The sequence below is a fragment of the Gulosibacter chungangensis genome (genome assembly GCF_008831155.1).
Taxonomy (GTDB): domain Bacteria; phylum Actinomycetota; class Actinomycetes; order Actinomycetales; family Microbacteriaceae; genus Gulosibacter; species Gulosibacter chungangensis.
In genome coordinates this window covers 317,721-332,871 of sequence record NZ_WBKB01000001.1, presented here as the reverse complement: position 1 = coordinate 332,871, position 15,151 = coordinate 317,721, and the positions used below count along the sequence as shown (strand labels likewise).

At 59.4% G+C, this 15,151-nt stretch carries 16 protein-coding genes; 7 read left to right on the top strand and 9 right to left on the bottom strand.

The features are described from left to right. Positions 1-89 precede the first annotated feature (89 nt). Entirely contained in the window at positions 90-1,271 is a 1,182-nt protein-coding gene (locus tag F8O05_RS01495; RefSeq protein ID WP_158050977.1) for an NAD(P)-dependent malic enzyme, read from the top strand. Positions 1,272-1,394: 123 nt separating this feature from the next. Here F8O05_RS01495 and F8O05_RS01490 read toward each other — a convergent pair whose 3' ends face one another. After that, positions 1,395-2,390 (bottom strand): o-succinylbenzoate synthase, encoded by a 996-nt coding sequence (locus F8O05_RS01490; protein WP_158050976.1) that lies wholly within the window; start codon positions 2,388-2,390, stop codon positions 1,395-1,397. A 194-nt stretch (positions 2,391-2,584) separates the two neighbouring features. Between F8O05_RS01490 and F8O05_RS01485 the strand changes: the two genes are divergently transcribed. The 6 genes from F8O05_RS01485 to F8O05_RS01460 all read left to right on the top strand — a co-directional run bounded on the left by F8O05_RS01485 (position 2,585) and on the right by F8O05_RS01460 (position 7,830). After that, entirely contained in the window at positions 2,585-3,208 is a 624-nt protein-coding gene (locus tag F8O05_RS01485; RefSeq protein WP_158050975.1) for a hypothetical protein, read from the top strand. 122 nt (positions 3,209-3,330) lie between these two features. Then, positions 3,331-3,987, top strand: coding sequence for a hypothetical protein (locus tag F8O05_RS01480; RefSeq protein ID WP_158050974.1), 657 nt, complete (start codon positions 3,331-3,333; stop codon positions 3,985-3,987). Positions 3,988-4,089: 102 nt separating this feature from the next. Further along, positions 4,090-4,515: a hypothetical protein gene (locus F8O05_RS01475; protein ID WP_158050973.1), complete on the top strand. Its 426-nt coding sequence runs from the start codon at positions 4,090-4,092 to the stop codon at positions 4,513-4,515. A 90-nt stretch (positions 4,516-4,605) separates the two neighbouring features. Next, a complete protein-coding gene (locus F8O05_RS01470) occupies positions 4,606-5,517 on the top strand; it encodes a 1,4-dihydroxy-2-naphthoyl-CoA synthase (RefSeq protein ID WP_158050972.1) in 912 nt (303 codons plus the stop codon). A gap of 49 nt (positions 5,518-5,566) precedes the next feature. After that, a complete protein-coding gene (locus F8O05_RS01465) occupies positions 5,567-6,835 on the top strand; it encodes an AMP-binding protein (protein WP_225735667.1) in 1,269 nt (422 codons plus the stop codon). Between the two features lie 47 nt (positions 6,836-6,882). Beyond that, entirely contained in the window at positions 6,883-7,830 is a 948-nt protein-coding gene (locus tag F8O05_RS01460) for a 1,4-dihydroxy-2-naphthoate polyprenyltransferase (protein ID WP_158050971.1), read from the top strand. Between the two features lie 192 nt (positions 7,831-8,022). On the opposite strand, the gene F8O05_RS01455 is transcribed toward F8O05_RS01460, so the two are convergent. The 8 genes from F8O05_RS01455 to F8O05_RS01420 form a co-directional block, all read right to left on the bottom strand. Beyond that, positions 8,023-8,694 (bottom strand): DUF1028 domain-containing protein, encoded by a 672-nt coding sequence (locus F8O05_RS01455; protein ID WP_158050970.1) that lies wholly within the window; start codon positions 8,692-8,694, stop codon positions 8,023-8,025. Between the two features lie 2 nt (positions 8,695-8,696). Then, complete coding sequence (locus F8O05_RS01450; protein ID WP_158050969.1) at positions 8,697-9,137, bottom strand: RidA family protein; 441 nt, start codon at positions 9,135-9,137, stop codon at positions 8,697-8,699. Beyond that, complete coding sequence (locus F8O05_RS01445) at positions 9,137-10,729, bottom strand: sodium:solute symporter family protein (protein WP_158050968.1); 1,593 nt, start codon at positions 10,727-10,729, stop codon at positions 9,137-9,139. Before F8O05_RS01445 ends, F8O05_RS01450 begins: the two co-directional genes overlap by 1 nt. After that, positions 10,722-10,985 (bottom strand): hypothetical protein, encoded by a 264-nt coding sequence (locus F8O05_RS01440; RefSeq protein WP_158050967.1) that lies wholly within the window; start codon positions 10,983-10,985, stop codon positions 10,722-10,724. Before F8O05_RS01440 ends, F8O05_RS01445 begins: the two co-directional genes overlap by 8 nt. A gap of 24 nt (positions 10,986-11,009) precedes the next feature. After that, positions 11,010-12,188 carry a M20 family metallopeptidase gene (locus F8O05_RS01435; RefSeq protein WP_225735666.1) on the bottom strand — a complete coding sequence of 393 codons (1,179 nt, stop codon included), beginning with the start codon at positions 12,186-12,188 and terminating at the stop codon, positions 11,010-11,012. A 48-nt stretch (positions 12,189-12,236) separates the two neighbouring features. Further along, positions 12,237-13,739 carry a 4-hydroxyphenylacetate 3-hydroxylase family protein gene (locus F8O05_RS01430; protein WP_158050966.1) on the bottom strand — a complete coding sequence of 501 codons (1,503 nt, stop codon included), beginning with the start codon at positions 13,737-13,739 and terminating at the stop codon, positions 12,237-12,239. A 141-nt stretch (positions 13,740-13,880) separates the two neighbouring features. Beyond that, entirely contained in the window at positions 13,881-14,795 is a 915-nt protein-coding gene (locus F8O05_RS01425; protein ID WP_192496975.1) for a LysR family transcriptional regulator, read from the bottom strand. Beyond that, a complete protein-coding gene (locus tag F8O05_RS01420; RefSeq protein WP_158050964.1) occupies positions 14,776-15,132 on the bottom strand; it encodes a DUF4229 domain-containing protein in 357 nt (118 codons plus the stop codon). The genes F8O05_RS01425 and F8O05_RS01420 overlap by 20 nt, the downstream gene beginning before the upstream one ends. Between the last annotated feature and the right edge of the window lie 19 nt (positions 15,133-15,151).

The following is a 15,151-nucleotide window of genomic DNA, read 5'->3' as shown; positions in this document are numbered from 1 at the left end:
CAGACTGCAAACCTCCGATGCGTCGACGCTTCGGATCGGATGCACATCCGGCTCCAGCTCGCCGACGACTGTACATATTGAAAGGCGCCATGACTCAGAACCCCACTGGTAGCACCCCTGCGAGCCCCGTTCAGATTGGGCTTGACGAAATCTTCAACTCGCACCTGGGTGGCAAGCTCTCGGTCACGGTCGACCGACCACTTGAAACCAAGCGAGACCTTTCCATCGCATACACCCCCGGCGTTGCTCAGGTGAGCCGCGCGATCGCGCAGGATGTCACTGCTGCTGAGGACTACACCTGGTCCTCGCGACTGGTTGCGGTGATCTCCGACGGCAGCGCGGTTCTCGGCCTCGGCAATATCGGTGCGAAGGCATCGCTGCCGGTCATGGAAGGCAAGAGTGCGCTGTTCAAGAAGTTTGCCGGGCTGAACTCGATTCCGATTGTCCTCGACACCGGCGACGTGGACGAAATGATCGAGACGATCATCCGCATTGCACCGACCTTCGGGGCCGTGAACCTCGAAGATATTTCGGCACCGCGCTGCTTTGAAATCGAGGACCGCCTCATCGAGGCGCTCGACATGCCCGTGATGCACGACGACCAGCACGGTACTGCGGTGGTGACGCTGGCTGCGCTCAAGAACGCTGCGAAGGTGGTGGGTAAGGACCTCGCTGATCTGCGAATCGTCATCACGGGTGCCGGTGCGGCGGGCGTTGCCGTGACGAGAATTTTGCTGGCTGCGGGCGTGACCGACATCATCATCACCGACTCGCGCGGCATCATCTACGAGGGCCGGGATGCTGTGACCGGCAAGAAGCTCGAACTTGCGAAGGTCACGAACCCGCGGGGTCTCACCGGCGGTACTGGCGAAGCCCTCGAAGGCGCGGATGTGTTCATCGGTGTTTCGGCCGCCAAGATTCCCGAAGAGGAAGTTGCCGCGATGGCTGACGGCGCGATCGTGTTTGCGCTGTCGAACCCCGACCCGGAGATCCTCCCCGAGGTGGCAGCACGCCACGCCAAGGTCGTGGCAACCGGACGTAGTGACTTCCCGAACCAGATCAACAACGTGCTCGCATTCCCCGGAATCTTCCGCGGTGCGCTCGACGCGGATGCGAAGAAGATCACGGAAGCGATGAAGCTCGCCGCTGCCGATGCGATCGCCGACCTCGTTGGCGACCAGCTCGCCGCCGACTACATCGTGCCCAGCGCACTCGACCCCCGCGTCGGCCCCGCCGTTGCAGCGGCTGTTGCCGCCGCGGTCACCGAGTAGCTTTCCCGAGAATGCAGCACCCGTTCCCCGAGTAGGCCGTAGGCCGTATCGAGGGCGTTCCCTGAGCAGGCGTAGCCGTATCGAGGGCGTTCCCTGAGCAGGCGTAGCCGTATCGAAGGGCACCTACCCCGCGCGTGCCACGAGAATTTCGTGGCACGCGCGGATGCGTTCGTGCCACCAGGCTTCTCGCTCGGCGGACGCTCGATGCTCTCGCAGCAGCGACTCACGGGGTAGCGCCGGTTCGAGCGAAACCTCACCGTTCTTCGGCCTGCGCGGCTCGATCACCACATCCGCCGCAAACAACGACACCGTGCCGAGCCCCGCCGCGAAGCGCGGCTCCGGAAGCCTGGCGGCAAGCTGCGCGCCCATGACAATCCCGACCGAGGTATCAAGCGCGCTCGACACGGTCGCCGTGAGCCCCGCATCCTGCACGACCTGCAGGGCATTGCGGATGCCCCCGAGCGGCTGCACCTTCACGATCACGTGATCGGCGGCGCCGGCCCGCGCGACTTCGAGCGGATCGGTGGCCTTGCGAACCGACTCGTCGGCCGCGATCGGTGTGCCGAGGTCACGGATGCGCTGCCGCAGTTCCGCAAGTTCCGGCACGGTAGGAACCGGCTGTTCCGCATATTCGAGCTGGATGCCAAGTTTTGCGATCTCGCGGAGTGCGGTTTCAGCCTCCTCCAGTTGCCAGCCAGCGTTCGCGTCAATGCGAATCGCGGCCCCGGGGGCTGTCGCGACGACCGCTTCGAGGCGAGCGAGATCATCCGCGAGCGTCTGCCCGCGCTCGGCAACCTTCACCTTGATGGTGCGACAGCCATCAAACCGAGCGAGGACCCCCGGAACTTCCTCGGGACGAACCGCGGGGACCGTCGCGTTGACTGCCACCGAACCGTGACAAACACGTTCCAGTAGCGGGTCAAAGCCGTATTCGAGTGCGGCCGCGAGCCACTGTGAGGCTTCTTCGGGCTCGTATTCGAGGAAGGGTGAGAACTCGGTCCAAGCCTCCGGACCTTCGATGATCGCTGCCTCGCGCGTGGTCACCCCGCGAAACTTTGTGTTCAGCGGGAGCGAGACAATGCGAGTGCGCTCGAGGATGTCTGACAGCGAGGGAAGCATGACTTCCATGATGCCCGACGCGAATCTGTGCCCGACTGGAGGCCCTCGCATTTGCGCGACTCCTGCGCTGTGGATAACCCCAACTCGCGTTTGCAGAATCGGTTAGGTTCTCGACATTGGCCGAGAATTGCCGCGATTGCGGCAGATGGGGAGGCAGGATGCGCGGGATGCGTGGAGTACGCAGGCTGCAGCGGATGGACGCGACGCCCGGAGCGCACAGGACGCAGAAGCTGTCCAGGATGCCGAGGACGGGTCGCGGAGCGTTGAGCGCGCTGGGCATCGTGTTATTGGGCGGGATGCTCGCCGGCTGCACAGACGGTGGCGCGGATCCGGCGCTGACCGAGATCGCCACCGATGCCGCGACGTCGAACGAGACGCCCGTCGAAACGGCACCTGAGCTAACCGACGAAGAAGCGCTGCAAATCGCGGTGGAGACGTATGAGGAGTACTTGGCCGCGACAGGAAAACTGCTCGATACGAATGGCGAATCGTTCGATGAAGTTCAAGCCATAACCACTCCCAATATGGCCAAGATCAACCAAGACTCCCTCGAACTCGCGCAGCAAGGAAACTACACCACCGACGGCACGATGCCAGTTGTGAAAAGTCAAATCCAACTGGTGGACGGAGACTCCATAGACGCCTATGTTTGTGTGGATTTTTCGCAGTCACAAACTTTTGATGAAGACGGCAATCCTGTTGGAGGTAGTCGTGACGGAATTCAACGTGCTTATGAAATTCGAGTCGTAAAAGACCAGGGCATTTTTAAAGTCGATCGGAGTGAGTTGTGGGCGGATTCAAGTTTCTGCTCGGAGTAACAGCATTGGTGGGGTCGCTGCTTTTTCCCAGCGTCGGACCTGTCACTGCTGCAGCTGGACCTTGCGAAGGATCAGGGGCTTGGCTCAGTGAATGCGTCGACAACAACGGCTCCTCGGTGTCAGTGGAGTACAGCGAAACGTACGAGTATCCGTCGAACAGCGGAGGCGGAGGCGGGAACGGTGGGGGTTCAACCAGCGGTTCCAACACGGGAGGCAGCGCCGACGGCTGCACGATCGTCAGTGGCGTCAACCAGGACCGTTGCCAGGGATATCTCTATCGCCCTGGTGACCCAAGCACCGGCGGACCTTCGGGCGTGGTGCTTCCCGCATCCTTCTCGGTGAGCGACATCCTCGAAATCTCGCCACAGACGCCCGTCCTCCACATGGAACCCAACGGTTGGGGCGTCCTCGGGCAGCCGGTGAACTTCTGGGTGGACGCGACCACGCACCGACAGGACGGCACCCTCCTCGGCCAACCGGTGCAAATTCAGTTCACACCCGCCTCCGTCCGCTGGGACTTTGGTGACGGCAACGCCTGGACCACCCAATCCCTCGGCTCGAGCTGGGCAGCACAGGGGCTACCGGAGCTCTCCGACACCGCCACCAGCCATCGCTATACCGAACGTGGGCAAGTCACGGTCACCGCAACCGTCTCGTATTCGGCGGTCGTATTTATCGCCGGAACGAGCATCCCCGTCACCGGCTACGTCGCAGCCACATCCGCCGGATTGACCTTCGAACTATACGAACAATCGACAGTTCTCGTACCGAATCCCTAATATCCACTGATCAGTGCGCCAGGACAAGTCGACTCGAGCGTGGCTAGACTGTGTGGATGCAGCGCCGCTGCACGACCAACCACTGAAGGACAAACGCGACTGATGACGACTGAGAGCCTCTCGCGCCACAACAAGGCCCCGCAGTATCGCCATGCCAGCGATATCCCGGTGCCCGTGTCCGAACAGATGCTGAGCCCCTTCAATTGGAAGGTTGGGCACTGGGCTTTCTTCGGCGCTGTGCTCACGCTGATTGCCGACATCATGGTGTTCCTCTACATCTTCAACATGTTCGGCATCGAGCGACAGTTCGAAATCGAAATGTGGATTCTGATCGCGGGCATCCTCGGCTTCGCGAGCATCACCGCATCCCTTTACGCGATCTTCTTCAAATCCGGTCGCGGGATCGGCATCCTCGCGCTCATCTGCTCCTTTATCGTCGGAGCTCCCCCCGCGTGGCTGTTTTGGAACACGATCATTCAGTTGATCATCAACGGTGGCACCCTGCCGGACGCACCAATCAACTGGTAGCCGTCGCGCACGCGCGAGATCTGTTCGAGAAGATTCTTAGGCGACTGCGACGCGGCCAAATCACCGCGTCGACGCGCTAGCGTTAGGCGCATGAGCAACGAGACCGTTTCAGACACTTTCGACCCCACGCGCTGGCGCGAAGTCGAAGGCTTCAACTTCGAAGACATCACGTACCACCTCGACACCACGGGCCGCATCGCCCGCGTCGCCTTCGACCGGCCCGAGGTCCGCAATGCCTTCCGCCCGCAAACGGTCGATGAACTCTATCGTGCACTCGACAACGCCCGCCAAAACTCCAAAGTCGGCGTCGTCCTCCTCACCGGCAACGGCCCCAGCCCGAAGGACGGCGGCTACGCCTTCTGCTCGGGAGGCGACCAGCGCATTCGCGGTCGCGACGGCTACAAGTACGCCGAAGGCGAGACCGCCGAAACCGTCGACCCGGCACGCTCCGGCAGGCTCCACATCCTCGAAGTGCAGCGGCTGATCCGCTTCATGCCGAAGGTCGTCATCTCACTCGTTAACGGCTGGGCAGCGGGCGGCGGACACTCGCTCTACGTAGTCACCGACCTCTCGGTCGCCTCGAAAGAGCACGCAAAGTTCAAGCAGACGGATGCTGATGTCGGGTCCTTCGACGCTGGCTACGGGTCCGCGTACTTCGCCAAGCAGGTCGGCCAGAAGTTCGCACGCGAGGCTTTCTTCCTCGCCGAAACTTACGATGCGCAGCGGGCCTATGAGATGGGCGCGGTTAACCGCGTCGTACCCCACGCCGAACTCGAAGCCGAGGGCATTCGGATGGCCGAGACCATTCTCGGTAAGTCACCCACGGCGATCCGAATGCTGAAGTTCGCCTTCAACGCGGTGGATGATGGACTTGTCGGCCAGCAAATCTTCGCGGGCGAAGCGACCCGCCTTGCCTACGGCACGGATGAAGCCGTGGAAGGGCGCGACTCCTTCCTCGAGAAGCGCGACCCGAACTGGTCCGCCTTCCCGTATCACTACTAGGCCGAATGATGCGCAGTGCGTCGGTGCAAAGCAATTGGAAGGGGCAGCAATGGCTCGGGAACTGATTTCGATTTCGGCGGATGACCCGCTCGCCGTCATGCGTGCCCTCGACGAGGCCATGGCGAACGACGGCCCGGCGATCCTCCCGGTGCCGGACGAGGTCGCGGCCGAACACATCCAGCTGCCCGCCCTGCCGGATAACGCGCCCCAAGACGTCGTCGCGGTGATCGAAACCAGCGGCTCCACCGCCAAACCCAAGCGCGTGATGCTCACTGCCCGAGCACTGCGTGCATCCGCCGCGGCCACCTACGAACGGCTCGACCAACTCGCCGCCGAGCGTGGCATCAACGTTGACGAGCAGTTCCCGACCCGGCAGTGGTTACTGTGCCTGCCTGCGCACTACGTTGCGGGGTTGCAGGTGCTCGCGCGCTCACTGCAGGCGGGCACCCGCCCCGACCTCTACATGGCCGATCACTTCGACGTGCGCTATTTCGAGGAGATGGCCGCGAAGATGGACGGCGAGCGGCGCTATGTTTCGCTCGTGCCGGTGCAACTGCAGCGACTCGTCGAGGCAGTCACGAACCACGAGGACTTCAGCTTCGCCGAGCGCGAGCGCATCTCGGCACGGATGGGCCGTTTCGACGCCATCCTCGTGGGCGGGCAAGCGGTGCCGCCGCACATCGTGAAGACCGCGCGCGAGTTCGGTTGGGCGGTCGTCCTCACCTACGGCTCGAGCGAAACCGCGGGCGGATGCGTGTACAACGGCATTCCGCTGAGGGGCGTTTCGGCGCGGGTTGAGCAGGGGGAAATCTGGCTTGCGGGGCCCATGCTTGCGGCTGGCTACCTTGACGACCCAGAACGCACGGCGGCAGCCTTCGCAGAAGCGGACGGCCAACGCTGGTATCGCACGAATGATGCCGGCGAGGTCGAACCACCCTTTGACCCGACCGCACCCCGCGGCGGCGAGAGCGGGCAGCGAGTTTCCGTGACCGGTCGTCTCGACAACGTCATCAACTCCGGCGGCATTAAGGTCAACCTCGACGAGGTCGAACGAGAACTGCACCAGCTGCCCGGCTTCGAGAATGCTGTTGCGGTTTCGCTCCCGAGCGATGAGTGGGGAGAATCGGTCGCGCTCGTGCTCCCGAATCGGGATGCGCAGGAAGCGGAGTTGCTCATCCAGGCCACCGAGCAGCTCGCGAAACTCGGCCCGGCCGCCCGGCCCGTGCGATGCATCCAACTCGACCAACTGCCGCGACTGGCAAGCGGCAAGCCCGATCGGGTGCAGATCCGGCGCTTGGTGATCGACTCGACTGCTTAGCGCCTCCTCGCGACCCTCGTGCCGAGCGAGCGCATACAATCTGACTCGTGGCTAAGCAGAAGTCTAAGAATCCGTCCCAGCGTCCGCAGAAGCGCGAGGCGGCGCGCAGAGCAACCGTCGGCGACTGGATCGAGGGAGCACGGTTACGGACCCTGCCGCTCGCGATTGTTCCGATTATTCTCGGCACCGCGGCTGCGGTTGCCGCTGTGCCGGGCGAATTTCACTGGCTGCGTGCGCTCGGGGCGCTCGCGGTGGCACTCGCGTTGCAGATCGGCGTGAACTACTCGAATGACTACTCGGACGGCATTCGTGGCACCGATGACTTCCGCGTGGGGCCGCCGCGACTAACCGGATCGGGGCGAGTGAACCCAAAGGTCGTACGCAATGTCGCCTTTGCATTCTTCGGAATCGCAGGGCTCGCGGGCCTCGCGCTCACGATTGTCACCCAGCAGTGGTGGCTCATCGCAGTTGGTGTGGTGGCCATCCTCGCGGCCTGGTTCTACACCGGCGGCAAGCGGCCATACGGATATGCGGGCCTCGGCGAGGTCTTCGTGTTCATCTTCTTCGGCCTCGTCGCGACCGCCGGAACGACCTTCGTACAGATCCTGACGGTACCGATGAACTCATGGGTGCTCGCGGTTGCTGCCGGACTGTTCTCCTGCGCGGTGCTTATGGTCAACAACATCCGTGACCGCGAAACCGACACCCTCGCAGGCAAGAAGACCCTCGCCGTGAAGCTCGGCCTGAGCGGCTCCCGGATCACCTTCGGCCTCTTCGCGCTACTGCCGTTCATCGCCACGATCCTCTTCGGCTTGTTCTATCCGAATGCCTTCTTCGCCTTCTTCGCACTACTGCTGATCGGCCCGGCCGTGGTTATTACAGCCACCTCGAAGACCGCGAAAGACCTTATCCTCGCGCTGAAACTGACCTCGATCGGTGCGCTCGTGTGGGCCATCTTGATGGGCCTGGGGATGTGGTTGTCGCTGTACACGTAGTCAGCGGAATGATCTCGGTTACTGGCCGGAGTGATTTGCTGGCCGGAGTCATTTGCAGGGAAGAGCTGGGTGTGTCGGAACACTGGTGAGCAAACGCCCGTTGGGAAGGGGACCGGTAGTCTGCTTGACGATTCGCAAATGCAAACAAAGAGGGTGTGGTGTCCTGCAGGACACCGCACCCTCTTCATATTGCTACTCGTCGCCCGGTACCCCATAGGATGGCGCCAGATCAGGGTTTATTCCCCGCAGCTTGTAGTCGTCCCGTTCTTTCATCCACAGATCGAGGATGCTCGCCATCTTCTGAATCGGTTGGTCTGCCTCGTCGACGCGAATATCGGTGACTCGCCAGCCCACGTCGTGAACGACGGCGAGACCGCAAGAACGAACTTCGCCGAGCTCGCCGCCGGTGGCTTCACCTTGTGCAAGAGCGCCTTGAAGACGGTGCTCCAATTCGCCAGAACTCAGTTCGAACGAGCGAATCATGTCTTCTGGGACTTGCTCAGTTGAAAGCAGATTCCCTGCGGCAATAGCGTTCTCGCCAACGACGACGCGGTTTGTCCCCAGGGTGCCGCTGCCACTGTGGTGCGCCGAGCCGCCACGGTTATCGAGGACTGTAATTTGCCGATATCGGGCGGTTTCGTAGCCATCAAGTACCGCCGCAAGCGCCTCTTCTGCTGTTGCACCCGCCTGAATGCGGTCCAGTATTGCAGGGCCCAAGCGAGGGTCAGTAACGTTTTGCGAAGCAACGACGCCGACGTTACTGCGTAGGTGCATGCAACGTGCCCCGACGCAGGGAGATGATGACGTAACAGCGATGCCGAAAGCTCCGGTTTCTGGATCGCGCGCGATGATAGAGAAAGTCATCCTTATGACTCCTGATCTGAAATAACCGCGGTCGCGTCGATTTCAACGACCCACTCTGGCTTTGCGAATCCGGAAACCACAATTCCGGTCGACGCCGGGTGTACACCCTTTAGCCACTTGCCCATTTCGCGGTACACCGGTTCGCGGTACCTGATGTCGGTCATGTATACAACGAGCTTCACGATGTCGTTCAAAGAACTGCCGGCCTCTTCGAGCAACATCTTGATGTTACGCATCGCCTGTTCAGTTTGCTTCTCAACGTCGCCGACGCCCACGACTTCGCTGGTATCGAGGTTTTGGCCGATTTGGCCTCGCATATAAACAACGCCGTTCGCGACAACCGCCTGAGCAAGGTCATTGTCGAGACTTTGCTCCGGGTAAGTGTCCTTCGTGTTGAAGGGGCGGATTCGTTTGTGGGTGGTCTGGGTGGTTTGAGCGGTCATTAGATACTCCTTTTGGTAGTGGTTTGGTCCTCGGAAAAACTGGACTGACTGGAATCTGAAGACGACTTCGTCTCGCTGGGCTCGGCGGCCATCTCGGCGGGTTCAATACCTTCTGGCACGTGGTCACTCGGCTGAATAGCGAATCGTGCGGTGTGGGAGCGCGGCATCGGTTTCGTAAGGCCGGTGACGGCCACGAACACAATGATGTTTGCTGCAAAGCCCCACAGACCTGGGCCAATGCCGAACGGTGAATCCACAAAGTATGTGAACAGCACCGATACACCCAGACCCGTGATCAGCCCGGAAAGTGCGCCGGGGAGATTCGCTCGTCGCCAGTACAGGGCTGCCAGGGTTAGCGGCAAAAATTGGATCACAATGCCGTAGGCCGAGAGGAACAGCTGGACGATCGAACTGGAATTTGTGATTGCAAATAGGTATGAAATTGCAGAGATCACGATCACCGCAATCCGAGTCCACATCAAGGCCTTCTGATCAGAGAATGGCTTGCGGGCAACCACCGAGATGAAGTCACGAATAAAGATCGTTGCGGCGGCATGCGCTAGGTTGGCGCCCGTCGACATGGCTGCTGCGACGGCCCCCGCGAGCATCAGCCCAATTATCCAAGCCGGCAGATCGAGGACGAATACGATCAACTGCAACAGCGCGGAGTCAGCGCGCTCTAGCGGTGCGTCTGAAAACACCATGATGGCTGCGAAGCCAGCAAGAACGATCGGGACGACCAACAGCGCGTATAGCGGATAGAACACTACGGTTCGCTTGATCGATCGGTTGCTCCCTGAACTGTAGGACTTCATGAACACGTGTGGCCACATGACGAAGCCGAGCACACTCAAGATGATTGCTGAGGAATAGGCAGTCCAGGTCCAGGAGCCGTCACCACCAGGGAGTGTGAGGAATTCAGGCTTCGAGAGCTGAATTTGAGTGAACATTTCCCCGAGCGTGCCAAAGGGCTGTGCAACAGCCGCGATCCCGACTGCCCACGCGACGACGAACATGAGGATTCCCTGCAGCAGGTTGGTCCAACCAATGCCTTTGAGGCCGCTGACGTATACATACGCGGTGGTGACACCGAATGCTGCTAACGATCCCAACCAGAACGGAAGATTTCCTTCCGTGGCAAATTCAAAGAGGAGACCAGCGCCCGTAATCTGGATGGTGAGATAAGGCACCAACGCTACGACACTCGAAATAGCGACGATGACGGTAAGTGCTTTGCTCTTAAAACGATCGCGGAAGAGATCGGCCTGAGTAATGTAGCCGTATCGACGTCCCAGGGTTGCAATTTTTGGTCCGAGTACGTACCAAAGCACTAATGCAAGTGACAAGTACGCGAGAATGTACATGGCTGGTGCGCCTGAGCGATACGCTTCGCCCGGAGCGCCAAGGAACGTGAACGCAGAAAATATTTCGGCACCCAAGATGAAGAACAAGACGATCATGCTGATGTCTCGACTGCCAGTCGTGTAGCCCTCGAGTGAATTCTTCTGTCCTCGACCGGCAGCGAGGCCCACCAGCAGGATTGCGACAAGGTATATGCCGGTGATCGCTGAAATGATTATCCAGTTAGGCATTATCAGCCTCCCGTGTTGAGCTCACTATTTGTGAGCGGCGGCCGTCGGTGAGGCGGGTATCCCAGATGTACATGCCCACACAGCCGATGAAGATAATTACAACGACGATGAGGTTCCATGCAAAGAAGAAAGGCACACCAAGAATTTTTGGTTCGATGGTGTTGGCTATTGTCGCGAGCGGCCAAATGAATGCAAGTGTGCAGAGGGTGAAATAAATCCCTGAGACTGTTTGGAAAATTCTCCGTTGAACTTTCATTAGTGCTTCCTGTCGATTGAGTTTTCACTCGGTGAGATGTTTAGGTGACTTCGCGCTCGTTTGTTCTGCAAAATCAATCGCGGTCCAAGCAAGCGCAATCGCACCATCGCGAATCGCCGCATTGGCGGCATCTCCGATGCAATGCGCGGCAAACTCAAATTGGTGATTAGAAATGGGGTAGGAGTTAAGGCCGATATAGGGATGGATTGCCGGTACGAGGTGTGAAACGTTTGCCATGTCCGTAGACGCGCTACTCATTCGAGCTTCAGGACCCTCAGTGATGGGTGATCGACCAAGCGCCCGAATATTCGTGTCGTAGAGCTGTTCCAATGCCTCCACGTTGTGGAAATCTGAATATGGCTGGGAATCTGGCGTAATTTCTAGAGTGCAACCAGTCGCCAACGCACCGGCTTCAAAGCATCGACGGACTCGCACTTCAGTCTCTTCGAGTTCCTGCAAGTCCTTAGCGCGGACATACCATCGCCCGACGGTCTGCTCAGCGATCGCGTTGGGTGCTTCACCACCGCGGGTCACGACTCCGTGAACGCGAACGGTTGCCGGCAGCTGCTGCCGGAGCAGGCCGATAGCTACCTGCGCGATGACCATTGCATCCGCAGCATTGATGCCTTCGGTAGGGAAGGCTGCAGCGTGGGCAGCCTTCCCCGTAAAGGTCATCGTGCTGTGTGAGACCGCATAGGGGACCGCTCGCGTTACATCGGCAGGTGCCGGGTGAGCCATCATCGCGAAGTCAAGTTCGGTGAACGCGCCACGATCGATCATTTCAATCTTGCCGCCACCGCCTTCTTCGGCGGGGGTGCCATAGACGGTGACCGTGATACCGAGCTGGTCTGCAATTGCCGCAAGTGCAGTTGCAGCCCCGACCGCGATGGCGCTGATGATGTTGTGTCCGCAAGCATGCCCCAAGCCTGGAAGCGCGTCATACTCCGCGATCACACCGATGTTGATATCGCCTGAACCGTAGGTTGCGCGGAAGGCTGTCGGGAATTCCAGATAGTTTTGGACTACATCGAATCCGCGAGTACGCAGAATCTCAGCCAATCGCTTAGCAGAATTGTGTTCTTCCCAAGCAATCTCTGGATTCGCGTGGAGCCAATCAGCCAGGCTGATGAGTGAATCCAACTCTGCATTCACGCGATCGAAGGCTTCGGTTTTCAATGCGTGATTGATTGCGACCACACCCACGGTGGACCTCCTTCTTTGTGGCCGACGCCAGATCAGTATTTCTTGCTGCTACACGCTGACCTTCTCCGATGGCTCCTTCTCAACCCGGGCGAGGTTTTCCTCATTAGAAATGTTGGTGGATTCCGACATGCCCGCAGCCTCGCGAACGAGTTCAGCGGCGCCTCGGAAGTCGTAGTTGTTGTACACCGCAAGTTGGTGCGAGAACGGTGGTGACTGCGCAAAGAGCTGGAACGTAAGCCGGTGAGTCGCGTAGTCAGAGTTGAGCAGATCGCGCGTGAATGCGAGGAGCTTGAAGCGATCGTCAGCCGAAACCGTGTCCACGGCGAAGTACTTGTTTAGGTACTCCGCGGCCTCCGGGTTATCGAACGTCGACGCGCTTGGGAGCAGACTCTGCTGGCATCCCGAAATGTCACGTACTGTGTGGACCATCTCGGGCAGCATCTTGCTTGCGAGGGCACGGCCCGAAAAGAGAATTTGTTGATTTGGCATCAGGAAGCCTTCGGGGCTTGTCTGTGCGGTTTCGATCGCAGCGGTGAGGTGCGCGCTCACCATTTCTCGATAGTTTGCGACCTTGGCGATGTTCTCACGCACGCCCTGGTGCATCTTGACACCGGTTTGCTGGGCACTTAGGTATGCGGTACCAAGCAGCAAGTCCGCCCATCGCTCGTAGCGCTGCAGATAAGGGAAAGCACTGTATCGGTGCAGCGTCGCACGAATGAATGCCGCAGCCTTCGTGTGGCGGTAGAAAAGAACGTCTTCCCATGGGATGAGGACATCATCAAAAATAATCATGGTGTCGACTTCGTCGAATCGCGACGACAGGGGGAAATCCCGCGCATCCTTTTGTGCAAAGCCGGAACGGCAAATGAACTTAAGGCCCTTTGCGTTCATGTTCGCGATGAACCCGACAGCATATTCGGAAGTGGGGGCGTTGCCCCAGTCAGCGATTGTAGGTTTGACGAATGCCTGGTTCGCGTAGGCTGCAGCGGTTTCAAACTTTGCACCGCGCACGATGATGCCGGAGTCAGTCTCCTTTACAACACGCAGGAGGACATCCGGGTCCTGCTCCGTAGGCCACTTCGCACGATTGCCTTTCGCGTCAGTGTTGGCTGAGACATGGAAGGGGTCTTCGATCCGAGTGCGTTCGACATGACGCCGGATATTCTCCGAGAACTGGGGATCAATTTCATTGAGGACTTGTTGGCCATCAAAGAGGGACCACATTTCGCCGGTGGTTTCATCGCCGACGCGAGTGACGACTCCACCAACATCGCTGAGTACCGCATCAACAGAGTCACGCTTCTGCTGCCAGTCTGCTTTGGAGGTCGGTGGCTTGGAGCCGATCGCACAGCGCTCGCCGGTGGCGGCATCCGTGTAAGTCATTACATCGGCAGTCTTTTTCTCGTATGCAAGATCGTAGATGCGGGCACGAATATCGACAATGGGCTTGAACATGGGGTGTGAGGGGACATCCTCAACCTTTTCCCCGTCGATCCAGACTTGTCGACCATCTCGGATCGAGTCAATGTACTCAGCGCCTGAGCGAAGCATTGGGCCACCTTCTTCCTTGAAGCGGATCCGTCACCGTTGATCGGATGCCGTTACAAGAAACCTAGAAGGCGAAGAGATGTCGCACCAGAAGTTATTTTAGCTAGTTGCGATCGGAAATACCTAAACCTGCAGAGTTCGGTACTAGGGCCTCGCAAGGACGCCGCGACATTCGCTGATGAATGCTTGCGCTCGTCGGCTTGGGAGGCGAGTGTCGGGGGTAAGTGAAATCACTTCGAGGCCTTTGTGCTGTGCCGACAGGTCGACCATGGTCAACGGCAAACCCTCGTAACTTTCGCCGATGACGGTGCGCTGCGAGAGTATGGAATAGCCGAGACCGCGGGCTACGAGACCTCGAACTAGTTCGAAATCACGCGATCGGTATTGGATGCGCGGCTCGACACCCTCGGATGCGAATAGCGAAAGGAAATATTCAGCACCAGGGGCGAGATCGAAGAGGATAAAAGGATCGTCCACGAGGTCGGCCAGATCAATTACGTGGGCAGATGCAAGAGGATGTTCCGAGTGCAGAAGGACATAGGGGCGGCTGCGTGTGAGGGGCGTTGACTGAAGATTGAGTTCAGTGAAACTGCCCTCACGGAGGAAGTCATACAGTATCGCCAGGTCGCACTCACCATGCTGTACCTGCTCAATGATTTGGTCAGAATGACCCACGGTGAAGTCGACGTGTACCTGCGGGTGCTTAGTCGCAAACGCGGCGAGAGACGGCGGGAGAATCGGGGAAGCGAGAGTTGTGTAACACCCCACGATGAGTGATCCGGATAGTACTTCTGAGCGGTCGGCGGCGTACTGTTCGAGCCCCTCGGCGCCGAGAAGAATCTTCCGTGACTCGTCGAGAATTTCATGCCCTTCCCGTGTGGGTGACAAGCCTCGGGCATGGCGGATGAATATCTGAATGCCGATGGTGCGTTCAAGATCCGCAATCGAGGCAGATATGGCGGACTGGGCCACATGAAGTTGCTTGGAAGCTGCAGTTACCGATCCCAGTTCCGCTACAGAAATGATGTATTCAAGTTGCCTAAGCGTCAGGTTTGCCATCTGCATCGCCTTCATCGGCCGGGCCCGATGCATCCTGTTCGCCCGCCCCCTCAACCTGAGCGTCGATGTCCGCATCCTCTTCCACATCGATCGGGCGGCGCTGGTCCTTCTGCGCGGCCCGAGACTCAGCACGCTCCTGCAGGCTCTCGGCAACGGCGAAGCGTTCGCGATAAAGGAAGATCTGCGAAATCGCGAGGCTCACAATCGCGCCAACGATGACGCCGACGAGCCAGTTCCACTGCCAGGTCGGCAGCACCAGCATGACGATGCCGAACGGGACAATGAATGCCAGAACACGAACAAGAATGTAAATGGTCCAGGCGCGGGAAGTTTTCATCCCTCCAGTCTACGAAAAT